This is a genomic window from Streptomyces albipurpureus, assembly GCF_023701525.1.
Taxonomy (GTDB): Bacteria; Actinomycetota; Actinomycetes; order Streptomycetales; family Streptomycetaceae; genus Streptomyces; species Streptomyces albipurpureus.
The window spans coordinates 91,649-113,478 of the sequence record NZ_JAMQAW010000001.1 but is presented as its reverse complement, the minus strand read 5'-3'; the positions used below and the strand labels follow the sequence as shown (position 1 = coordinate 113,478).

The window sequence follows — 21,830 nt, the reverse complement described above, 5'->3', positions numbered from 1 at the left end:
CCGAGGTGGACCGGGAGCCTCTGCCCCTGAGCGAGAGCTTGGCCCTCTCGCTCTCACGCCCCCAGGCGTGGCTCTACTTGGCGCTGCCGATGTCGGCGGCCCAAGGGTAGGTGAGCTGGACCGAGGAGATCGGCGCCCCGGTCAGGCCCTTCTTCAGGAAGACGGGGTTGAACGGTGTGTACAGCGGCATCCAGATGCCCTGGTCGACGGCTATCTGCTGGGCCTCGGCGATGAGCTTGGCGCGCTTTGAGGTGTCGGCGGCCGACTTGGCCTCATTGATCAGCCGGTCGAAGGTCCGGTCCGACCACTGGGCGAAGTTGAAGGTGTCGCCCGTCTGGAGGTACTGGTAGAGCGCGGTCGGGTCCGGGTAGTCCGCCTGCCACAGGGAGAAGAGCATGTCGATGCCCTCCCGTGCCTTGGCATCGCTGTAGAGGGCGTTGTAGTTGTCGGCCGGAAGGGTCTTGATGTTGACCTTGAGGCCGACCGACTCACCGGCGCGCTTGACCTCCGTACCGATGATCGGCATCTCGGACTGGGAGCCGGTGACCGCGATGGTGATGGGCTTGCTCGGTGCGCCGGCTTCCTTGACGAGCTTCTTCGCCTCGTCCAGCGAACCGTTGGGGTCGGGCAGCGCGTCGTAGGCGGCCTTCAGTTCCTTCTGGGCGTAGCCCCAGGTCCCCGGGGCGGTGGGTGCCTTGAGGGTTTCCGCCGCCCCGGAGACGGCCGCGGAGATGATGCCCTTGCGGTCGATGGCCATCGAGAGCGCCTTGCGGATCTTGACATCGGCGAGCGGGCCCTTGAGGTCCGTCACCATGCCGACATAGCTTCCCGACGTCCGACCGAAGTAGAGCGAGCCCTTGTCGGAGGTGAGCAGCTTCGCGTAGCCGGAGGCGGGGACGAACCAGGAGCCGTCGAGTTCACCGGAGAGCATCGCGGTGGTGCGTGCCGCGGGGTCGCGGATGAACTCGAACTCCACCGCGGACGCCTTGGCCTTGCGCGCCGTGTCCCAGTACGCGTCGAAGCGGTCGATGGTGATGGACTTACCGGCCGACCAGTCGGCCAGTTTGAACGGACCGGTGCAGTCGACCCCGCCGTCCGGGCGGCCGAGCGTCTTGCCGGCCTTCTGGGACGCCGCCTTGTTCAGGACCCGGCCGGCCGGTGTCGCCATCGCCTGGTTGAACTGGGCGTCCGGCTGCTTCAGCCGTACGGTGATCTCCCTCGTCCCGGTCGCCTTGATCGAGTCGACGTTCTTGTAGACGGCGTCGTGGTACGAGCCGAGGGACTTGTCGAGGTTGCGGCCGAGACTGTAGGCGACGTCCTCCGCGGTCATCTTGGCACCGCTGTGGAAGGTCACCCCGTCGCGCAGCTGGTACACCCAGGTCAGTGGGCTCGGATTGGTCCAGGACGCGGCCAGCGACGGCTGGAAGGAGAAGTCGGGGTTGATCTTCAGCAGGCTCTCGCAGACATTGGCGAGGACCTCCATGGGCGGGAAGTCATTGCTGTAGATCGGGTCCAGGGACGAGGGTTCGGCGTAGAGCGCCCATCTGAGGGCGCCGACATCGCCCTTCGCCGCCGGTAGTGACTCGGTGAGCTTGGGGGTGCTCGGACCCGTCTTGCCGGCGCCCTCCACTCCACCGCAGGCGGAGAGTCCAAGGGCCGTACAGGTGGTCAGCGCGACAAGGACCGTGGTGCGCTTGGTGATGCGGGGCATGGCTTTCCTCCACAAGGCGGGCCGGAGTCACTGGGTGGCGAGGAATTCGCGTCGCGCCTGCGACACTTGAGCGGGATCCCAGCCCAGCCGTGGCACGCTGGACAACAGGAGCCGGGTGTAGGGGTGTTCGGGGCGTTGGAGCACTTCGGCCGTTGGCCCGCTCTCGATGATCGAGCCGCGGAACATCACGACCACGTCGTCCGCGACCCAGCGGACGACCTCCAGATCGTGGCTGACGAAGACCAGCGCCACTCCGGTCTCCCGACGGATCTCGGAGAGCAGATTGAGGATCTGCGCCTGGATGGAGACATCGAGCGCGGCGACCGCCTCGTCCAACACCAGCAGCCGGGGGTTGGCCGCCAGGGCCCGGGCGATGGCGACCCGCTGCCGTTGCCCGCCGGAGAGCTCCCGAGGCAGGGCCGCCGCCTCCCGGACACCGAGTCCGACCTGTTCCAGCAGCTCTGCCCGCCGCTTGGCGAACGCCGAGGTGCTCAACTCGGTGTGCAGTCGCAGCACCTCGTCGATGGCGCCACCGACGGTCTGCCGTGGGTCAAGGCTCTGATAGGGGTCTTGGAAGACGAGCTGTACGGTTCGGGCGCGCTGGCGACGGAGTTTGCGGCTGCTTCCGGTGCCGATCTCCTGGCCGTCGAAGAAGATGCGGCCCGAGTCGGGCTCTTCCAGACCGACGATCAACTTGGCCGTTGTGGTCTTGCCGGAGCCGGACTCACCGACGATCCCGAGCGATCCGCCGACGGGTACCTCGAAGGAGATGTCATTGACGGCGACGACCTTGCCGTGGTCGTACGTCCTGCGCAGCTTCTCGACCCGGGTGACGGGGTGCTGGGCGGTCACGGCCGCTCTCCCTTCGTGAGCGGACCCACCGGTTGGACCGGCGGTTCCGAGGCGAGATGGCAGGCCACCTGGTGGCCGTCGACCAGCCGGGTTTCGGGCGCCGTTTCCTGGCAGAGGTCGATCGCCTTGGGGCACCTCGGAGCGAACGCGCAGCCGCCTTCGACCTCGTAGAGGCCAAGAGGCCGGCCCGACACCGCCTTGAGCTCGGTGCGATCGGGCGAGGGACGGGCGGCGAAGAGGGCCGCCGTGTAGGGGTGCTGGGGTGCCCGGGCCAGTTCGGCGGCGGACGCCACCTCGACGATGGAACCCGCGTACATCACATGGATGCGGTCACAGGCGGAGACCGCGAGGTCGAGGTCGTGGGTCACCAGGACGATGGACAGTCCCCGGTCCCGGCGCAACCGCAGCAGGATCGAGACGATCTCGGCCTGGGTGGTCACATCGAGCGCGGTGGTCGGCTCGTCCGCCAGCAGCAGTTCAGGCTCGCTCGCCAGCGCGGCGGCGATCATCACTCGCTGGAGCATGCCGCCCGAGAGCTCGTGCGGATACTGGCGCATGTGCCGGGCCGGGTCCGGTAGCCCGACCTCGTCCAGCAGTCCTGTCGCCTTGCGGGCGGCTTCCTCTTTGGACATCCGTTGGTGGATGCGCAGTCCCTCGCAGAGGAAGGTGCCGATGCGCTGGAACGGATTGATGTGGGCCCGCGGGTCCTGGAAGATCATCGACGCGGTCCGGGACCGCAGCTTCGACAACTCCTTGCCGGAGGCGCCGAGCACATCCAAGCCCGAGACCTGTACGCGTCCACTGATGTCGGCCTTCGCCGGGGTGAGGCCGACGGCCGTCCGCAGTGTCATGGACTTGCCCGAGCCGGACTCACCGACCAGGCCGACGATCTCGCCCTTGGCACAACTCAGGGAGACCGACGCGAGGATCGGCTTGACGTCCTCGTCGCGGCGGACCGCGAGCGTGAGGTCTTCCACGGCGAGCATCGCGGTGCTCGGCGGTGCGGTGGTCATCGGTCCGCCCTTCTGATGCGGTCGGCGACTCCCTCGCCGATGAGGCTGAAGCCCACAACGGCGCAGACGATGAGGACGCCCGGGGCGAGGGCCGACAGGGGCGCCCCCTGAAGCAGGGCGACCTGCCCCTCGGAGATCATGGCTCCCCAGTCGGCCTGGGGCGGTTGCACACCGAAGCCGAGGAAGGACAGTCCGGCGAGGTCGATCATGGCGTAGCCGAAGCAGAGCGAGGCCTGCGCCAGCACGAGGGGTGCGATGTTGGGAAGCAGGTGCCGCACGATGATGCTCACGGCGGGGAACCCCTGGATCTCCAGGGCTCGGATGTAGGGGCGGTGCCGCTCACTGAGTGCGGCGCTGCGCGTCATCCGGGCCATGTAGGGGGTGTAGGCGATGGCGAGGGCGAGCACGGTGGCCTTCAGACCGGCGCTGAGCACCGAGACCAGCAGGATGGCCAGCAGCACACCGGGGAAGGCGAAGATCAGCTCGATGGCCCGGGAGAGCGCCGTGTCGACCCAGCCGCCGCGCCAGGCGGCGACCACACCGATGGTGACACCGAGCAGCGTCGCACCCACGACCACACCGAGTGGGCCGAGCAGGGAGCTGCGGGCCCCGTAGATCAGTCGGGACAGTACATCGCGTCCGGACTGATCGGTGCCGAGGAGATGGTCGGCGGAGGTCCCCTGGAGGCTGTTGGCGAGTGACACCGCGTTGGGGTCGTGCGGAGCGAGCCAGGGGGCGAACAGGGCGACGAGTACGAAGAGGGTCAGCACCCCGATCGACAGGGTCATCGCCTTGTTCCCACCGAACCTGCGGCCCAGGCCCCGACGGCGGACGAGAGCGGACTCGGTCATGACCGCCATCAGGCACCGACCTTTCCACGCACCCGCGGATCGACCAGCGGGTAGACGAGATCAACCAGCAGATTGGCGAGGGCGAACACTCCGACGATGATCAACACAATGGCCTGGGTGACCGGGAAGTCCTTGGCGTTGACGGACTGCACCAGCAGTGAGCCCATCCCGTTCAGGCCGAACGCGGTCTCCACGAGCGTGGTCGTGACCAGCAGCCCGGAGACCACCAGACCGGCGAGGGTGACCACGGGCACCAGGGCGTTGCGGAAGGCGTGCCGCCAGATGATCCGGCTCTCGGGCAGGCCCCGTACCCGCGCGGTCTCCACGTACTCCTTGCCCATCTCGGCGAGCATCGAGGAGCGGGTGGCCCGTGCCACCAGCGCGGCCGAGGAGAGCGCGAGCGCCACCGCCGGCAGGGTGAGGTGCCAGATCCTGTTGAGGAAGCCCTCACCCGCGCCGAAGGCGGGGAACCAGCCGAGGGTGACAGCGAACAGCGAGGTCAGCCCGATCGCCACCACGAAGGACGGGGTGCCCATGGCGACGGTGGTGCCGATGATCGCCGCGCTGTCGACCTTGCCGCGCTTCACGGCCGCGACCACACCGATCACAATGCCGGAGACGAGGATCAGCGCGAAGGCGTAGACGACCAGGGTCGCGGTGGTGGTGAGCCGGGAGGCGATCAGATCGTCCACCGGCTGCCGGAACTGGAGCGACTGACCGAAGTCGCCGGTCACGATGCCACCCAGCCAGGAGAGGTAGCGCTCGAAGAAGGGATCGTCCAACCGGTACTGATCCCGGATGGCTTGCAGGGTGTCGGCCGTCACCGAGTTGCCCCGGGCCAGGAACGACTCCGGTGAGCCGGGTGCCAGATACATCGCCGAGAAGACGATGAACGAGGTGGCGAGCATCAGAAGGGCCAGCGCCGAGAGCCGTTTGGCGATCATCCTGAGCGCACCGCTCAGTGCGTCGCTCATGAGGAGGCTCCCAGGTGGGCCGCCCACGGGTAGTGCAGCTGGACGTAGGAGGCCGGGGTACCGGTGACCCGCTTGTTGAGGAAGAGCGTGTTGTACGGGGCGTACAGCGGTATCCACACCAACTCGTCGACCACGATCTTCTGGGCGGCGGTCACCAGATCGGCGCGCTGCGCCTGGTCCTGGGTCTTGCCGGCCTTGACGATGAGGTCGTCGTACTTCGGGTTGGAGAAGCCCGAGAAGTTGTAGAAGTGATCGGTCTGGAAGTACTGGTACATCTGCAACGGGTCGGCGAAGTCGGTGCCCCAACCGGTGAGGTAGAGATCGATGCCTTCACGGGCCTTCTTGTCCGTGTACACGCCGTTGTACTGGTCGGCGGGGACGGACTTGATCTGGACGTCGAGGCCGATCTTCTTGGCGGCTGACTGGATCTCCGCACCGATCACCGGGACCTCGGCCTCGGCGCTGGTCGTCGCGACCACGATCGGCTTGCTGGGCGCACCGGCGTCGGCGACCAGCTTCTTCGCCGCTTCGAGGTTCTGCTCGGTGACCTTGAGCCCGTCCCAGGCCTGCTGGTACTTCTCTTCGGCGTAGCCCCATGAGCCGGGGACCGCGGGAGCCTTCTGGGGCTGGCCCGCGCCACTGATGACGGCGTCGATGATGCCCTTGCGGTCGATCGCCATGGACAGGGCCTGCCGGATGCGCACATCGCGCAGCGGCCCCTCGGTGTTCATCACGATGGCGTTGAAGCCCTGGGTGGACTTGCCGTAGTAGACCGAGCCCTTACCGCTGGACGACAGCCGCTTGATCGCGGACGGCGGGAGGAACCAGCTGCCGTCGATCGAGTCGGACAGCAGTCCGTTGACCATGGCGGCGGGGTCGCGGACGAACCGGAAGACGACTTCCTTGGACTTGGCCTTGTGCGCGGGGTCGAAGTAGTTGTCGTCCCGCTTCAGGGTCATCGACTGGCCCTTGTCCCACTTGCTCAGGGAGAACGGGCCAACACAGTTCACACCGCCGTCCGGTGTTCCGTACGCCTTCCCCTTGGCGGTGACCGTTGCCTTGCTCCCGACGATTCCGGCGGGACTGCTCAGATACGAGTTAAAGAGCGCGTCCGGCTGCTTCAGCGCGACGGTGACCTCCAGCGGGCCGCTCACCTTCACTGAAGAAACGTTTTCGTAGGCGCCGGACCAGAACGATCCCGCCTTGGTGTCCAGGTTGCGGTTGAGGCTGAAGGCCACGTCCTCGGCGGTCAGCTCGGTGCCGTCGTGGAAGGTCACCCCCGGGCGCACCTTGTAGACCCAGGTGGTCGGGGTCGGGTTGGTGAAGGACTCGGCCAGCGCGGGCTCGACCGACATGTCGGGGGCCAGGCGCATCAACCCCTCACACACATTGGCCATGATCTGGCCGGTCTCAAAGCTGGCGTTGTAGATCCAGTCGAACGACGAGGGTTCGGCGGTGACGGCCCAGGTGATGCGGTCCAGCGAGCCAGCGGCCTTCGGGGTCAGCTCGGTGACCTTGAGCCCCTTCTGGTCGGTGGACTTCTTGTCCTGACTGACACCGGAGCAGGCCGTGAGGGCCAGTGTCCCGACGACCAGGGTGACGGTGAGACGTCTCGCGCCAGACGGGACGGAATTGGCGTTCAAGTGGAGTACCTCCGCGAGGGATCGGGGTCACGCAGGGCAGGGAACAGCGAAAAACAAGGGGGAGGTGCGGGCAGCGGAGGAGCCATCCCGGCGGGGGTATCACCAACGTCTCGGCTGCGCTGCGGAGCCATCGTGCTCGGGCTTGTTGTGCGGCAGTTAACACCCGTGGATTCACGGGGTCAAGACTCAGAAAGAAACGTTTCTTTCGGAAAAAGAAACGTTTCTTTTCTGTCTGGCATGCGTCATGATGCTGAGCCATGGCGGATGCTCAGTCTTCCGCCTGATGATCTGAGCATTCCATCCATCGGAAGATGTGTGATGACCCTGCCCTGGATTCTGGTGACCGGGAACGGCGCCTTCGGCACCCTGGCCTCCCGGACCGAGCTGCACTACGCCGACAACCCCAGCTCTGCCGTCGCGCTCGCCCTCGACGGCGAGGAGATCGGCGGCCACCGCGTGGTCGGACGCAGCCTCATCTGGGGTGAGCGCCCGGAAGAGGCCCTGCTCCCGCTGCTGCGTGAGCAGGAGCCGCCCGCCGCGGTGATCGCCTGTGGAGTGTTCTCAGGACGGAGCACCGTCACGGTCGAGCGCACCGCCGTCAACGTCGAGGACTTCCAGTTCGCCGAGGACGGGCGGCGCCCCGCCGGCGAACCGCTCTATCCGGACGGGCCGGCCGCCTATCTCTCCACCCTGCCGATCAAGGCGATGGCCACGGCGATGCGTGCGGCCGGTGTGCCCGCGTTGATCTCCAACTCCGCCTCCACCCACGGCTGCAACGCCGTCATGTACACCGCGCTGCATCTGACCGCCCAGGCCGGCTGGCCGACTCGTTGTGGTTTTGTGCATCTCCCCGACACTCCGGAGCACGTGGCGCAGATCGGCCACAACGGCCCGAGCATGTCCCTCGCACTCCAGATCTCGGCCGTGCGGGCGGGCATCGCGGCGGTGGTCGCCCATCCGTCCGACATCCCCGTCCCCGCCAATGAATGGGAGTGGTGACAGCGCCATGCCTTTGGAACTCGACCTATTGATCCGGGACGGCCGTGTCCACGGCCGTGAGGACCTGGTGGACCTGCACATACGGGACGGCAAGGTGATCGCTCTCGTACCCAGCGGCTCGACCACCGCCGAGGCGTCCGAGATCCTCGACGCCGGTGGGGGGCTGGTCTCCCGGTCCTTCACCGAGCCGCACTACCACCCGGACAAGGCGTACAGCCGCAGCCTGGCGCCCAGTGGTGCCAGGGACTCCTTTGAGCGCGCCCGGCTGATCAAGGCCGGTTTCACCGTGGAGGACGTCACCGAGCGCGCGGTGCGCGCCCTGAAGTTGGCATCCGCCAACGGGGTCACCACACTGCGGGCCAATGTCGATGTGGACTCCTACGCGGGGCTCCGCGGACTGCACGGTGTGCTGGCCGCCCGGGAGCGAGTGGCCCATCTGATGGACGTGGAGATCGTGGCCTTCCCGCAGGAAGGTCTCGATCGGGACCCCGAGTCCCGAAGCCTGCTGGTGGAGGCGTTGAAGTCCGGCGCCGACCTCATCGGCGGCTGGCCCAATGTCGAGGACGGCATCGAAGCCCAGCGTGCCAACGTCCGTGAGATCTTCGATCTGGCGGAGCGCTTCGACGTCGGTGTGGACATCCACGCGGACTGCATGATCGACCCCAGCGAGACCATGCTGGAGTACATCGCGCAGGAGACCGTCCGCCGTGGCTACCAGGGCCGGGTCCTGGCCAGCCACTGTTGTGGTCTGGAGGTGTACACCGACACCGACGCGGCCCGGACGATCGCGGCCGTGGTCGAGGCGGACGTACGGATCGTGGTCGTTCCGCTCAATCTGCTGGACGGTGGCCCCCGCGGGCTGTCCCGGCCGCAGGAGCTGATGGCGGCCGGCGCGATCGTCGCCGCGGGCAGCGACAACATGAACGACGGCTGGTACCCGCTCGGCACCCTGGACCCGCTGGACCGGGCCCAAATGGCCTTCTTCGGCGCCGGATTCCACGACGAGGGCGCTGTTGACACCGCCTGGGAGCTGGTCTGCGGCCAGGCGGCGGCCGTGATCGGCGGGCGACCCGGCGACATCGCGGTGGGCGAGGACGCCGATCTGGTGCTGTTCGACGCTCCCGACCGGGCGACCGCGCTCGCCAACATGCCTTCCTCGCGCGTCACACTGCGGCGCGGACAGGTGGTCAGCCGTCGCGACACCGGCAGCCGTACGGTGGAACCGGTGGCCCCGTGACCTCGCACGCTCCCGCCCCGCACGCCCCGGGTGAGCCGGCACCGCAGGTGAACCAGCCGAGCGAGCTCCCCGTGAACCGCAACCGGGGAATCGACGAGTCGGCCGGCCAGCGGGCGCGCCCGTACGCGGCCAGGTCCGTCTCCCGCCCCGAACCGGGGGCAGGCCCCCATGCGCCCGGGCGACGCCCCAAGGCACCGGCCGCCACCGACCATGTCGATCTCGCCGTCACCGGTGCCACCGTGGTGACGCCGGAGGGACCGCGGACCGGTACGCTCCTGGTCGATGACGGCCGGGTGCACGCCATCGTCCCGCCCGCCACCCGGTTCAGCGCCGCCGAGACCATCGACGCCACCGGACTGCATCTGATCGCCGGTGTGATCGATCTCCATGTGCACTTCGATGTCCCCGGCATCTCCCTGGAGGCGGACTTCCACACCGGCACCCGCTCCGCCGCCGCCGGTGGTGTCACCTTCGTGGTCGAGCACCCCTTCTCCGACCCGCCGACCACCACCGCCGACCGCTATCGCGCCAAGGTCGAGCAGGCCGCGGCCGGCGCGGTGGTCGACTTCGGTCTCTGGGGCGCCCTCACCAAGCCGTCGCTGGATGAGATGGCGGGCCAGCACGGGCTCGGCGCTCCCGGCTTCAAGGCGTTCATGCCCGAGAACGACATGGACTTCCCGCCGGCGACCGAGGCCGATCTGCTCACCGGAATGACCACGGCCGCACGGCTCGGCGCCCGCGTGCTCGTGCACGCCGAGGACCGTGACGCGCTCGCCCTCGGTGAAGCCACCCTGCGGGCCGGTGGGCGCACCGACTTCGCCGCGCTGCTGGAGGCCCGCCCCCCGGCGACCGAGATCACCGCGGTGCGCCAGGTGCTGAGGCTGGCCCGGCAGACCGGTTGCGCGGTCCATCTGGTGCATCTCTCCACACCCGAGGCCATCGACCTGGTCACCGAGGCACGCGCGGGCGGACTGGACGCCACCTGTGAGGTCACCGCCCACCATCTCCTGCTGAACGCCGCCGAACTGCCCGAGCTGGGCGGTTTCGGGGTCTGCGCCCCACCGTTGCGCGACGCCCACCATGTGGAGCAGTTGTGGGACCGGGTCCGGGCCGGGCGGGTGCACGCGGTCGTCTCCGACCACTGCCCCTACGGCCGGGCTGAGAAGCTCGCCGCGTCCGACGATGTCTTCGGTTGCCCGTTCGGCATCCAGAGCGTCCAGGAGTATGTGCCGCTGGTGATCAGCGAGGCACTGCGCCGGGGGATGCGGCTCACCGACATCGTGCCCCTGATGACGAGCGGCCCGGCCCGACTCGTGGGCGCGGTCGGCTCCAAGGGGGCGATCAGCGCGGGTATGGACGCGGACTTCGCCCTTCTCGATCTGGACGCCCCCTGGGTGGTCAGCGCGCAGAAGCAGCAGCACGCCGAGGAGCAGTGGTCCCCGTACGACGGACGCACCAGCACGGTGAAGGTCGTCCGGACCGTTGTCCGCGGTCGGACGGTGGCCATCGAGGGCGACATCGTGGCGCCCAAGGGGTCGGGGCGGTTCCTCCCCCTCGCGGGGCCGGCGGCGACCGCCTCCGCAGCACCGGATGAGGAGGCGGCATGCCAGATCTGATCGCCTCCCAACCGGATGTCATCCGTGGTGCCACCGAGTTGATCCGCACCTGTCTGGCGGTCACCGACGCCGACCGGGTGCTGGTACTGACCGACCGGCGCACCCGCCCCCTGGCCGATGTCATCGCGGACCAGGCCCGTACCGTCACCGCCGCGACCGTGGCGGTGATCCCCGATATCGCCGCGGGGTACGAGCTCGCACGGCAGGAGATCGGGCGCGTTCTCGATGCCCGTCGACCGACCGTCACCGTGTTCGCCGCGGCCGACCCCGGCGATCTGCTCGCCTGGGACCCGACGTTCTGGGCACATCTCGAACGGTTCGGCGCCCGCCACGCCCATATGCCCGCGCTTGACGACGCCTGCCTCGGCATCGGCATGGCCGTGGACTACACCGAGGTCGCCCGATTCACCCTGGGGGTACGCGATCTCCTCAGCGATGCCCGCTCGGTACGGGTCACCAGTGCGAGTGGCACCGATCTCCTCCTGAACTGCGGTCCGGGCCGCCCCTGGACCCCCTTCACGGGCCTGTACCAATGCGTTGGCCAGGGCGGGCGACTGCCCCAGGGCGAGGTGTTCTGCACCCCGCTGACCGCCGACGGCATCCTGGCGGTCTCCGTCGTGGGCTACCCGTTCAACGCCGCCTCCGGACTCCTGGCCGAGCCGCTGCTGATCGAGGTCGAGGGCGGTACCGCGGTCGGGTTCGATCACCCCGACCAGGAGCTTCGGTCACAGGTGCGCGACTGGCTCACCAACGCCCCCGGTGGGCTGCGGCTGGGGGAGTTCGCCCTGGGCACCAATCGGGCCCTCCCGGCGATCACCGGAAACCTGCTGTTCGACGAGAACGTGCCCGGGGTGCACATCGCCTTCGGTCACCCCTTCCCCGATTACACCGGCGCCGACTGGGAGTCCCCGGTCCATGTGGACATGGTCGTCGACCGCCCCAGCGTCCACGCCGACGGCCTCACGGTTCTCGCCGATGGCCAGTACTGCATCCCAAGTCGCCTACCAAGGAGTTGACCATGACGAACCCGGCAACCGTCCACCATGTCAGCGCCAACAGGGGGCGCGTCCGTGCCGCGTACACCCTGATGTGCCCGGAGAACCTGGTGGAGAACGCGCTCCCGCACCTGGCGGGTGTCAACGCGATGCCGCTGGCCACCCCGCGCTCGCTCCCGGCGCAGTTCGGCGAGTACCTGCTGGAGTTCGAGGCGGGCGGCAGAAGCACCCGCCCGCTGGGCGCGGGCTTTGAGAACTTCCTCTACGTCCTCGATGGCCAAGCGGTGGTGACCGCCGAGGACAACGGCCACACCCTGGAGCCGGGCGGCTATGTCTTCCTGCCCGAGGGAATCGAGTTCGCCATCGAGACACCGGGCGCGAGTCGGGTCCTGTGGGTGAAGCGTCGCTATGAGCCAGTGGCGGGTATCGCGGGCCCGGACATCGTTGTCGGTCATATCGACGAGGTCACCCACCACGCCGATGACACCATCGGTGGCACCTACGCCCCGCTGCTGCCGCTCGACGAGCGCTACGACATGGCGATGAACTTCATGCGGTTCGAGGTCGGCTCGCGGTTCCAGATGGTGGAGGTGCACCACCAGGAACACGGCCTCTACATGCTCGAAGGCGAAGGCATCTACTACCTCGGCGACGACCATGTCGAGGTCTCCGCCGGCGACTTCATCTACATGGCCCCGTACTGCCCGCAGTCCTTCTACGCGACCGGAAACACCCGCCCGTCGTACCTCCTCTACAAGGACATCAACCGTGACGGCTTCTGAGATCCCCGCAGACCTGACCTCCGCAGACCTGATCATCGAGGGCGCCACGCTGGGCGGCGAGACCGTTGACGTGGTGGTACGCGGGGGGCGCATCGCCGCCGTCGGTCCCGGCGCGGGCGACGGGATCGGCGCACCCGAGCGGATCGCGGCCAACGGCGGTCTGATCAGTCCTCCGTTCACCGAGCCGCACAGCCACCCCGACAAGGCCCTGAGCCGCCGCTCGATCGCCCCCCTGGGACTGCCGACCAGGCTCACCGACCGCCCCGCACTCATGCAGCGGCAGCGCGACCTCAAAGCCACCTTCACCCGGGACGAGGTCGCCGCCCGGGCCGGGACCTTCCTCCGGCTGGCCGCCTCCCAGGGCATCGGTACGGTCGCGGGCCAGGCCGACATCGACACCGTCACCGGACTGACCTCGTTCGAAGGCGTGATGGACGCCCGCGAGAAGCATCTGGACCTGGTGGACCTCAGGGTGACCGCGTTCCCCCAGGAGGGCCTGGTCCAGGACCCCGGCGCCTACGACCTGGTCGCCGCCGCGCTTGCCTCCGGCGCCCATCGAGTCGGTGGCTGGCCCAACAACGAGCGGTCCTTCGAGGACCAACTCAGCCACCTTGACCAGGTCTTCGAGTTGGCCGAACGATTCGGCGTCGGAATCGACATCAACATCGACTACTTCACCGACCCGACCGAGCGCCTGCTGGAACCGCTGGCCGAACGCACCCTCGCACACGGTATGCAGGGCCTGGTCAACGCCAACCACGTGGGCGCCCTGGAGACCTACTCCGACGACGACGCCGCGCGGGTGATCACCAAGGTCGCCGAGGCCGGGATCACCGTCACCGTCTGCCCCTCCAACCTCGGCGGCTCCTACCCGTACCGCGGTGTCTCCCGGGCCAATGAGCTCCTGGCCGCGGGAGTCGTCGTCACGATCGGAACCGGCAACTTCCAGGACAACTGGGAGCCTTTCGGCAACCTCGACCCGCTGGATCTGGCACGGTTGGCCTGGCACGCCTTCCCGCTCAGCGACGAGGACGACAAGGGCATCGAGATGGCCTGGCGCCTGGTGACGGACCATGCGGCGCGCGCCGCCGGGGTGCCGTTCGGTGAACTGCGCACCGGTGGAAGGGCCGACTTCGTCGTCCTCGCCGCGACCACACTCACGGACGCGCTGCGCAATGAGCCGGGACCGCGTTGGCTGGTGCGCGGCGGTAAGGTCGTCGCCGGGCGAGTCGGCGAGATGTGGACCGCCCCCGAGCCCGTCGGAGCACACTGACTGCCGTACGGCGAGGGGCAGGAGAGAGGAAGCCGGCTCAGGGGACCCGCTCACATCGATCCCCCTCTCCCCTCCCTCGTCGTACCGTATGCCTACGCACGGAACCCCGGGGCACAACACATCGTCCGCGTGGGCTCCTAGTGAACCGTCCTTATCCCAAGCAGGGCTACGAGTGAATCTGGTGGTTCCGTGGTGAAGGTGACCAAGGCCGCAGCAGGCAGGGTGACGATCCGCGATGTCGCCGCCGCAGCCGGAGTCTCGGTGACAACCGTCTCCGACGCCCTCAACGGCAAGGGCAAACTCCGTCAGGAGACCCGCGAACGCATCCGGCAGACAGCTGACTCGCTCGGCTACCGACCCAGCCGGGTGGCGCAGGCGTTCCGGCACGGCCGTACCGGCACCATCGCGCTCGTCCTCCCGCACCGGGACGTCAGCGGCAATGAGTACGACATGATCGGCCTCGACTACTACATGACGATCGCCTCCGGTTCGGCGCGCGCCGCGTTCAGCGAGGGATACGCCCTGATGCTGACACCACGGATCACCACCGAGGACGAGTGGCGGCTGATCGGCCCGGACGGTGTGGTCCTGTGCGACCCGGCCGCCAGCGACCCCCGTATCGACATGCTGGAAGGCATGGGCATCCCGGTCGTCTCCATCGAGCGTGACCCGGACCGCCCCGATCGCCCGTTCTATGTCTCCGGCGACAACGAGCAGAACATGCGCGATCTGCTCGACCACCTCCACCAGGGGGGAGCCCGCCGGATCGCGCTGCTCTCGGCGCGTTCCTCCTGGGCATGGACGTTGGAGGGCGAGCACGCCTATCAGTCCTGGTGCGCCGAGCGGGGAGTCCGGCCCTTCGTCGCCCATGTCTCCGTCGACCGCCTGGAAGCCGACTCCTACCGAGCGGCCTGTGCCTTGTTGGACGCGGATGAACCCCCGGACGCGCTGATCGCATCCGCGGAGCAGTACAGCGAGGGCGCGACCCGCGCCTGCCGGGAGCGCGGTGTGCGCATCCCGGAGGACTTGATGCTCGCGATCGGCATAGACAACCGCTTCGCCCAGCAGTCCGATCCGGCCATCACCGCGATCGACCTCCGGCCGTCCGACCAGGCAGGAGCGGCGGTCGACATGCTGCTCAAGCGGCTGAACGGCACGCCGGTCGACAAGCCGTCCGTGGTGCCGAGCCAGTTGCGCGTACGGGCCAGCACCAGCCGATCCTGACCAGCGCAAGCGGAGGTTGGCCACCGCGCGGGCCGCGTCCCGCCTCGGGCGTGAGCTCCGATGTGACCAATGTGCCGGCCTGATCCCGGCTGGTACCAGCCGAAGCCGACCACCGAAGGAGCCAGCCCTTGGTCCATCCGTAGGCCAGAACCGGGCAAGCGCGGGCGGGAGTTGGCCGGTGCCGGGAGACCGATCCCGACCAACGCAAGCGGCTCCTCTGTGTCCAGAGGGCGTTCCGCCGTCAGGACCCTCGCCCTGTCGTCGCGGGAAACCCGGGTGAGGCCTTCCGACCGGGGGACTCGATGAGCACGCGGCCCTCGCCCCGGCGGGAGAGGGCTCAAGCCCGCGCCGAGACCTCCGGGATCAGTCCGACCGCGGCCAGGGCACAGCCCCATCCCACCGTGATCCCCGCCCCACCGTGCCCGTAGTTGTGCACCACCAATCCGCCGCCGGGCCATGGCACCGCCTCGATGCGCACCCCCGCGGTCCGAGCCGGCCGCAACCCGACCCGGGTCCCGAGGATCCGGGCGTCCGCGATCGCCGGGTAGTAGCGCGCGCAGCGGGCGACGATCTCCGCCGTGGTCGCCGGGTCGGGCTCGGTGCCCGCGTTCCCGTCGTCGGCCGTTCCCCCGAGGACCAGCCGACCCGGCTGCGGAAACACATACGTCGGCTGCCCCGAGCCGTCATCGGGCAGGACGAGCCACTCCTCGATGCCCGGGTTCTCCACCAGCACCACCTGGCCGCGCACCGGAGTCAGCTCCCTGTCCCCGGTGAGCTCCCGCGCCCCGATCCCCGTGCAGTTCACCACCACCGGCGCCGCGGCCACGGCCTCCTCAAGGGAGCGCACCGCCCGAAGCTCCACCGCACCGCCCGCCCGCTCCAGCCGCCCCCGCAACCAGCCCAGATGCGTCGGCATGTCAACCAGCGGCAGCCGTGCCCACACCCCCTGCGTGTGTCCGGACGGCAGCTCGTCGACCCGGGCGTGGCGTACTGCCCCCGCCTCGCGGGTCCAACTCTCCAGCTCATCGAGCCGGGTGTCCGCCACGACCCCGGGCCGTAGTCGCACCCCGGTTTCCTCAGGGCGCCTCGACCACTGCCGACAACGCTCCAGGGTCGCCATCGCCCACTGCGCGACCAGTTGCTTCGGCTCGATCCGATACGGCCACCACAGGGCGCCCGCCACCGCGGACGTCGTCGCCGAGGGGGCTTCACGCGTCCACACCCGTACGCGATGTCCACGTTCCGCGAGCAGCATCGCGGTAGTGAGCCCGCTGACCCCGCCTCCCAGCACCACCACATCACCGTTCATGGGACGGACCGTAGCGAATATGTTCCATCGCGCTCTGAACCCCGTTGGTGAGGGGATACTCAGGGCATGTCTGCCGAGTACACCACCTTCGGGTTGGCACCGGCGATGCGAGCCGGGGGAGTTCTCGCAAGTGGCGTCTTCAAGACGCATCGGGACTTCATGGACTTCATCGTCGATGGTCAACCGCTGCTGTTCCAGCTCAGTGACCTCGACGCGGTCTCCCCGCTCGCGTCCGACGTCCCGCCAGCGATCTTCACCGCCGAGGTGCGCACCCTGCTGCTCGAAGCGCCCGCACCCCTGGCCGACGGTCGCTGTGTCATCTACGCCTGCCCCGAATGCGCGGACCTCGGCTGCGGCGCGGTGACCGCGGTCATCGAGCGCGATGGCGCTGACATCGTCTGGCGGGATTTCGCCTGGCAGACCTCGGAGCAGGCCGATCTCGAACGCGAGGGCTACGAAGGGATAGGGCCCTTCCGGTTCCGGGGCGATGTCTACCGGGCCGAGCTGGAACGACTCATCGCCGCCACCACGACCGATGCGACGGCCGGCCCCGCGCGACCCCAACGCGGCAGGGTGCTGCTGATCGGCGCCCGCGCCTCCGTGCTGCGCAAGCTCGCCGCGGCCCTGCGCACCATCGGCGTGGGCGCGGACATCTCCCGGGACGCCGCCCAGGTCCCCGCGGAGGAGCTGCGTACCTATGGCGCGGTCGCCTTCGGCCGCGCGGTCCCCGATGAGGAGCGCGCCGCCGTGCGGGAGGCCTTCACCGCCGCGGGAGCGGACGCCGCCTTCGTCGACGGACTGGCCCCGGTGATTCCCGTGCTGCTGGCCCAGATCGAGGACGCCCTCCACCGCGGCCCGCGGGAACTGCGCCGGCTGGTCGCCCTCACCGCGGCGGACGGCGAGGCCTGGGTGACGGTGACCTCTTCCTGTGAGGTATCGGTGCGGGCGTACCGGCTTGACCGGATCTTCCGTACCCATGAGCGGGAGGTCTTCGCCGGCCTGCTGGAAGCAGGGGAGCATCGCATTCCGCTATCACCGGGGGCGGTCAGGGGCCCCGCCTTCCTGGTGGCGCGCACGGTGGACGGTGTGCTGGTCACCCAGGTGCCCCGCTGACCGACCCTGGATGCCGGGCGGCCCGGTCCCGCCTTAGGATCGCTGTCTGATGACTGCAACTCTCGTCGCCAAGGACCTCGCCGCGGGGCATGGCGCCCGCTCCCTGTTCGCCGGGCTCGACCTCGTCGTCGCCCCCGGTGACGTGATCGGACTCGTCGGTGTGAACGGCGCCGGCAAGTCCACGCTGCTCCGGCTGCTCGCGGGTCTGGACCAACCCGAACAAGGGGAGCTACGACTCTCCCCGCCGACGGCCACCATCGGCCACCTCCCCCAGGAGCCGGAGCGTCGACCCGGTGAGTCGGTAAGGGAGTTCCTCGCCCGCCGTACCGGAGTCGCCGCAGCCGGCGAGAGCATGGACCGGGCGGCCCAGGCGCTCGCGGACGGCACGCCGGGCGCGGACGACGACTACTCCCTCAGCCTTGAGCGCTGGCTGGCGCTCGGCGGTGCCGACCTCGATGAGCGGGCCGAGGGCGTCGCGGCATCACTCGGCCTCACCACCGGCCGCAGCGTTCTCGACCTCCCCATGACCGCGCTCTCCGGCGGCCAGGCGGCCAGGGCCGGGCTCGCCTCACTCCTGCTGTCCCGCTATGACGTCTTCCTCCTCGACGAGCCCACCAACGACCTCGACCTGGACGGCCTGGACCGGCTGGAGAACTTCGTGGGCCAACTACGGGCCGGCACGGTCGTCGTCAGCCATGACCGCGAGTTCCTCACCCGTACCGTCACCAAGGTCCTGGAACTCGATCTCGCGCAGGGCAGCGTCAGTCTGTACGGCGGGGGATACGACTCCTATCTGGAGGAGCGCCAATCCGCCCGGCGGCACGCCCGGGAGGAGTTCGACGAGTACGCGGACAAACGGGCCGCCCTCGAAGGACGGGCCCAGATGCAGCGCTCCTGGATGGACAAGGGAGTGAAGAACGCCCGTCGCAAGGCCACGGACAGCGACAAGCTCGGCCGGAAGTTCCGCAGCGAAGCGAGCGAGAAGCAGGCGGCCAAGGCCCGTCAGACCCAGCGGATGATCGAACGCCTCGACACCGTCGATGAACCCCGCAAGGAATGGGAACTGCGTCTGGAGATCGCGGCCGCCCCACGCTCCGGCTCGGTCGTGGCCACCCTCGACCAGGCCGAGGTCCGACGCGGTGACTTCCACTGCGGACCGCTCACCCTCCAGATCGACTGGGCGGATCGGATCGCGATCACCGGGGCCAACGGTTCCGGTAAGTCCACCCTGCTGGCCGCGCTCCTGGGGCGACTTCCGCTGGACTCCGGACGGGCCTCACTCGGCCCTGGTGTGGTCGTCGGTGAGGTTGACCAGGCCCGGGCGCTCTTCCACGGCCCCGAGACCCTTCTCGACGCCTTCAGCGCGGCCGTCCCCGACACCGCACCCGCCGAAGTACGCACCCTGCTGGCCAAGTTCGGCCTCACCGCCGACCATGTGCTGCGCCCCGCGACCACGCTCTCACCGGGCGAGCGCACCCGTGCCGCCCTCGCCCTGCTCCAGGGCCGCGGGGTCAATCTCCTGGTACTGGACGAGCCGACGAACCATCTCGACCTGGCCGCGATCGAGCAGCTGGAAGCGGCGCTCGACCGCTATGAGGGCACCCTGCTGCTGGTGACCCACGACCGTCGGATGCTGGAAGCGGTGCACACCACCCGCCGTGTCGCGGTGGCCGACGGAAAGATCACCGAAGGCTGACCACGGTGCGGGACAGCTAGGACCACGTACGGCTGACGGTGGAGACCGGTGCGTCCGGTCTCCACCGTCCAGGGGTCAGCGGCGGCGGTCGGGACCGGTCAGACCGGCCCGACGCAGTGCGTCCGCCATCGCGCTGTTCGTCGGAGCGGGCACCTGGCGCTCGCCACCGCGACCGCCCTGTTGACGGCGTGGCTGGCCCCCGCCGCGCTCACCGCGCTCCTTCACCGGCCGCCCGCCCGCAGGCTTCGAGCCCGTACCGCCGTTCTGCGCGCCGCTCTTGGCGGCCTCGTCATCGAGCCGCAGCGTCAGCGCGATCCGCTTCCGGGGAATGTCCACATCAAGGACCTTCACCTTCACCACATCACCCGACTTGACCACGTCCCGGGGGTCCTTGACGAACGTCCGCGACATGGCCGACACATGGACCAGACCGTCCTGGTGGACGCCGATGTCGACGAACGCGCCGAAGGCCGCCACATTGGTGACCACCCCTTCGAGCACCATCCCCGATGTGAGATCGCCGATCTTCTCCACGCCCTCCTTGAAGGAGGCGGTGCGAAACGCCGGCCTCGGGTCACGCCCGGGCTTCTCCAACTCCCGCAGGATGTCGGTCACCGTGGGCAGCCCGAAGGTCTCATCGACGAAGTCATCGGGCCGCAGTGACCGCAGCGCCGCGGTGTTGCCGATCAGCGCCGCCACCTCACCGCCCGCCGTCTTCACCATGCGTCGCACCACCGGATACGCCTCCGGGTGCACACTGGACGCGTCGAGCGGGTCCTCACCGCCTCGGATGCGCAGGAAGCCCGCGCACTGCTCGTACGCCTTGGGGCCCAGTCGAGCCACGTCCTTCAACGCCCTACGGGAGCGGAACGGGCCGTTGGTGTCCCGGTGCGCGACGATGTTCTCCGCGAGGCCGGCACCGATGCCCGAGACGCGTGAGAGCAGTGGGGCGGAGGCCGTGTTGACATCCACACCGACACCGTTCACACAGTCCTCGACCACGGTGTCCAACGAGCGCGAGAGCTTCACCTCGGACAGATCGTGCTGGTACTGGCCCACACCGATCGACTTGGGGTCGATCTTCACCAGCTCCGCCAGCGGGTCCTGGAGCCTACGGGCGATGGAGACCGCACCGCGCAGCGACACATCGAGACTCGGCAGTTCCTGCGAGGCGAACGCCGACGCCGAGTACACCGACGCGCCGGCCTCCGAGACCATCACCTTGGTGAGGTCCAACTCGGGGTGCCTGGCGATGAGTTCACCGGCCAGCTTGTCGGTTTCACGGGACGCCGTGCCATTGCCGATCGCGACCAGATCGACCGAGTGCTCCTTGGCGAGCTGCGCCAACCGGGTCAGCGACTGATCCCACTTGTTGGCCGGCACATGCGGATAGATCGTGTCCGTGGCGACCACCTTGCCCGTCGCATCGACGATGGCCACCTTCACACCCGTACGGAAGCCGGGGTCGAGCCCCAGCGTCGCCCGGGTGCCGGCGGGCGCCGCCAGCAGGAGATCACGCAGATTCGCCGCGAAGACGCGTACCGCCTCGTCCTCCGCCGCGGTGCGCAGCCGCAGCCGCAGATCGATGCCGAGATGCACCAGCACTCGGGTCCGCCAGGCCCACCGCACGGTGTCCGCGAGCCACTTGTCGCCGGGACGCCCCCGGCCGACGACCCCGAAGCGGTGTGCGATGGCGTTCTCGTACGCGGAAGGACCGGGCTCATCCGATGGCGCGTCCGGCTCCAGCGCCAGGTCCAGCACCTCTTCCTTCTCGCCCCGCAACAGGGCGAGCACCCGGTGCGACGGCAGTGCGGTGAACGGCTCGGCGAAGTCGAAGTAGTCGGCGAACTTCGCCCCCGCCTCCTCCTTCCCCGCACGCACCTTCGCGGCCACCCTGCCCCGCGTCCACATCCGCTCCCGCAGCTCACCGATCAGATCGGCGTCCTCGGAGAACCTCTCGGTCAAAATCGCCCTCGCGCCCTCCAAGGCTGCTGCCGCGTCGGTGACCCCCTTCTCCGCGTCCACGAATTCCGCGGCGGCGGTGAGGGGCTCCTTGGACGGGTCCCCGAGCAGTCCGTCAGCCAGCGGCTCCAGGCCGGCCTCACGGGCGATCTGCGCCTTGGTGCGCCGCTTGGGCTTGAACGGAAGATAGATGTCCTCCAGCCGCGCCTTGGTGTCCGCGCCCCGGATCTGCGCCTCCAGCGCTTCGTCCAGTTTGCCCTGTTCACGTACGGACTCAAGGATTGCGGCCCGTCGCTCCTCCAACTCCCGCAGATAACGCAACCGCTCTTCGAGCGTGCGCAGCTGCGCATCGTCGAGCATCTCGGTCGCTTCCTTGCGGTAGCGCGCGATGAACGGCACGGTGGACCCGCCGTCGAGCAGCTCCACGGCCGCCTTGACCTGCCGCTCCCGTACGCCGAGTTCCTCGGCGATCCTGCCTTCGATGGACGTCGTCACGGTTTCCCGACTCGCCTTCCCGTACTGCCAGTGCCTGACAGTGCATTGTGCCGGTCCGCCGGGGGAGATGTCGCGCGGCCGGTGA

General features: G+C 68.9%; 17 protein-coding genes. 9 read left to right on the top strand and 8 right to left on the bottom strand.

Features of this window, described 5'->3' with window-relative positions; genetic code table 11:
- Positions 1-73 precede the first annotated feature (73 nt).
- From NBG84_RS00510 to NBG84_RS00485, 6 genes are read right to left on the bottom strand one after another with little or no spacing between them, the layout of a single operon-like run.
- Complete coding sequence (locus NBG84_RS00510) at positions 74-1,711, bottom strand: ABC transporter substrate-binding protein (RefSeq protein WP_250917172.1); 1,638 nt, start codon at positions 1,709-1,711, stop codon at positions 74-76.
- 27 nt (positions 1,712-1,738) lie between these two features.
- Positions 1,739-2,563 (bottom strand): ATP-binding cassette domain-containing protein, encoded by an 825-nt coding sequence (locus tag NBG84_RS00505; protein ID WP_250917171.1) that lies wholly within the window; start codon positions 2,561-2,563, stop codon positions 1,739-1,741.
- Complete coding sequence (locus NBG84_RS00500) at positions 2,560-3,576, bottom strand: ABC transporter ATP-binding protein (protein WP_250917170.1); 1,017 nt, start codon at positions 3,574-3,576, stop codon at positions 2,560-2,562. Before NBG84_RS00500 ends, NBG84_RS00505 begins: the two co-directional genes overlap by 4 nt.
- Entirely contained in the window at positions 3,573-4,427 is an 855-nt protein-coding gene (locus NBG84_RS00495) for an ABC transporter permease (protein ID WP_250917169.1), read from the bottom strand. The genes NBG84_RS00500 and NBG84_RS00495 overlap by 4 nt, the downstream gene beginning before the upstream one ends.
- Before the next feature lie 8 nt (positions 4,428-4,435).
- The gene (locus tag NBG84_RS00490; RefSeq protein WP_250917168.1) at positions 4,436-5,401 is read right to left on the bottom strand and encodes an ABC transporter permease; all 966 of its coding nucleotides are present in this window, start codon (positions 5,399-5,401) and stop codon (positions 4,436-4,438) included.
- Positions 5,398-7,044: an ABC transporter substrate-binding protein gene (locus NBG84_RS00485; protein WP_250917167.1), complete on the bottom strand. Its 1,647-nt coding sequence runs from the start codon at positions 7,042-7,044 to the stop codon at positions 5,398-5,400. Before NBG84_RS00485 ends, NBG84_RS00490 begins: the two co-directional genes overlap by 4 nt.
- Before the next feature lie 318 nt (positions 7,045-7,362).
- Between NBG84_RS00485 and NBG84_RS00480 the strand changes: the two genes are divergently transcribed.
- The 7 genes from NBG84_RS00480 to NBG84_RS00450 all read left to right on the top strand — a co-directional run bounded on the left by NBG84_RS00480 (position 7,363) and on the right by NBG84_RS00450 (position 15,170).
- Positions 7,363-8,043 carry a pyroglutamyl-peptidase I gene (locus NBG84_RS00480; protein WP_250917166.1) on the top strand — a complete coding sequence of 227 codons (681 nt, stop codon included), beginning with the start codon at positions 7,363-7,365 and terminating at the stop codon, positions 8,041-8,043.
- A 7-nt stretch (positions 8,044-8,050) separates the two neighbouring features.
- A complete protein-coding gene (locus NBG84_RS00475) occupies positions 8,051-9,280 on the top strand; it encodes an amidohydrolase family protein (protein WP_250917165.1) in 1,230 nt (409 codons plus the stop codon).
- 71 nt (positions 9,281-9,351) lie between these two features.
- Positions 9,352-10,896: an allantoinase AllB gene (gene allB, locus NBG84_RS00470; protein WP_250917164.1), complete on the top strand. Its 1,545-nt coding sequence runs from the start codon at positions 9,352-9,354 to the stop codon at positions 10,894-10,896.
- Complete coding sequence (locus NBG84_RS00465; protein ID WP_250917163.1) at positions 10,884-11,912, top strand: aminopeptidase; 1,029 nt, start codon at positions 10,884-10,886, stop codon at positions 11,910-11,912. The genes allB and NBG84_RS00465 overlap by 13 nt, the downstream gene beginning before the upstream one ends.
- Before the next feature lie 2 nt (positions 11,913-11,914).
- Entirely contained in the window at positions 11,915-12,673 is a 759-nt protein-coding gene (gene allE, locus NBG84_RS00460) for a (S)-ureidoglycine aminohydrolase (protein ID WP_250917162.1), read from the top strand.
- Positions 12,660-13,946, top strand: coding sequence for an amidohydrolase family protein (locus NBG84_RS00455; RefSeq protein WP_250917161.1), 1,287 nt, complete (start codon positions 12,660-12,662; stop codon positions 13,944-13,946). Before allE ends, NBG84_RS00455 begins: the two co-directional genes overlap by 14 nt.
- A gap of 198 nt (positions 13,947-14,144) precedes the next feature.
- Positions 14,145-15,170, top strand: coding sequence for a LacI family DNA-binding transcriptional regulator (locus tag NBG84_RS00450; RefSeq protein WP_250917160.1), 1,026 nt, complete (start codon positions 14,145-14,147; stop codon positions 15,168-15,170).
- Positions 15,171-15,507: 337 nt separating this feature from the next.
- Here the strand turns inward: NBG84_RS00450 and NBG84_RS00445 are convergent, their stop codons facing one another.
- The gene (locus NBG84_RS00445) at positions 15,508-16,479 is read right to left on the bottom strand and encodes an FAD-dependent oxidoreductase (protein ID WP_250917159.1); all 972 of its coding nucleotides are present in this window, start codon (positions 16,477-16,479) and stop codon (positions 15,508-15,510) included.
- Between the two features lie 66 nt (positions 16,480-16,545).
- Here NBG84_RS00445 and NBG84_RS00440 point away from each other — a divergent pair, with 66 nt between their 5' ends.
- Both NBG84_RS00440 and NBG84_RS00435 read left to right on the top strand, forming a co-directional pair.
- The gene (locus tag NBG84_RS00440; RefSeq protein ID WP_250917158.1) at positions 16,546-17,592 is read left to right on the top strand and encodes an oxidoreductase; all 1,047 of its coding nucleotides are present in this window, start codon (positions 16,546-16,548) and stop codon (positions 17,590-17,592) included.
- 49 nt (positions 17,593-17,641) lie between these two features.
- Positions 17,642-19,288 carry an ABC-F family ATP-binding cassette domain-containing protein gene (locus tag NBG84_RS00435; RefSeq protein WP_250917157.1) on the top strand — a complete coding sequence of 549 codons (1,647 nt, stop codon included), beginning with the start codon at positions 17,642-17,644 and terminating at the stop codon, positions 19,286-19,288.
- A 75-nt stretch (positions 19,289-19,363) separates the two neighbouring features.
- On the opposite strand, the gene NBG84_RS00430 is transcribed toward NBG84_RS00435, so the two are convergent.
- A complete protein-coding gene (locus NBG84_RS00430; protein WP_250917156.1) occupies positions 19,364-21,745 on the bottom strand; it encodes a Tex family protein in 2,382 nt (793 codons plus the stop codon).
- Between the last annotated feature and the right edge of the window lie 85 nt (positions 21,746-21,830).

Bases quoted from the DNA above. Each gene is read 5' to 3' on its own strand.
- NBG84_RS00510 (WP_250917172.1), bottom strand. From the start codon at position 1,711: ATGCCCCGCATCACCAAGCGCACCACGGTCCTTGTCGCGCTGACCACC.
- NBG84_RS00500 (WP_250917170.1), bottom strand. From the start codon at position 3,576: ATGACCACCGCACCGCCGAGCACCGCGATGCTCGCCGTGGAAGACCTC.
- NBG84_RS00495 (WP_250917169.1), bottom strand. From the start codon at position 4,427: ATGACCGAGTCCGCTCTCGTCCGCCGTCGGGGCCTGGGCCGCAGGTTC.
- NBG84_RS00490 (WP_250917168.1), bottom strand. From the start codon at position 5,401: ATGAGCGACGCACTGAGCGGTGCGCTCAGGATGATCGCCAAACGGCTC.
- NBG84_RS00480 (WP_250917166.1), top strand. From the start codon at position 7,363: ATGACCCTGCCCTGGATTCTGGTGACCGGGAACGGCGCCTTCGGCACC.
- NBG84_RS00475 (WP_250917165.1), top strand. From the start codon at position 8,051: ATGCCTTTGGAACTCGACCTATTGATCCGGGACGGCCGTGTCCACGGC.
- NBG84_RS00465 (WP_250917163.1), top strand. From the start codon at position 10,884: ATGCCAGATCTGATCGCCTCCCAACCGGATGTCATCCGTGGTGCCACC.
- allE (WP_250917162.1), top strand. From the start codon at position 11,915: ATGACGAACCCGGCAACCGTCCACCATGTCAGCGCCAACAGGGGGCGC.
- NBG84_RS00445 (WP_250917159.1), bottom strand. From the start codon at position 16,479: ATGAACGGTGATGTGGTGGTGCTGGGAGGCGGGGTCAGCGGGCTCACT.
- NBG84_RS00440 (WP_250917158.1), top strand. From the start codon at position 16,546: ATGTCTGCCGAGTACACCACCTTCGGGTTGGCACCGGCGATGCGAGCC.
- NBG84_RS00435 (WP_250917157.1), top strand. From the start codon at position 17,642: ATGACTGCAACTCTCGTCGCCAAGGACCTCGCCGCGGGGCATGGCGCC.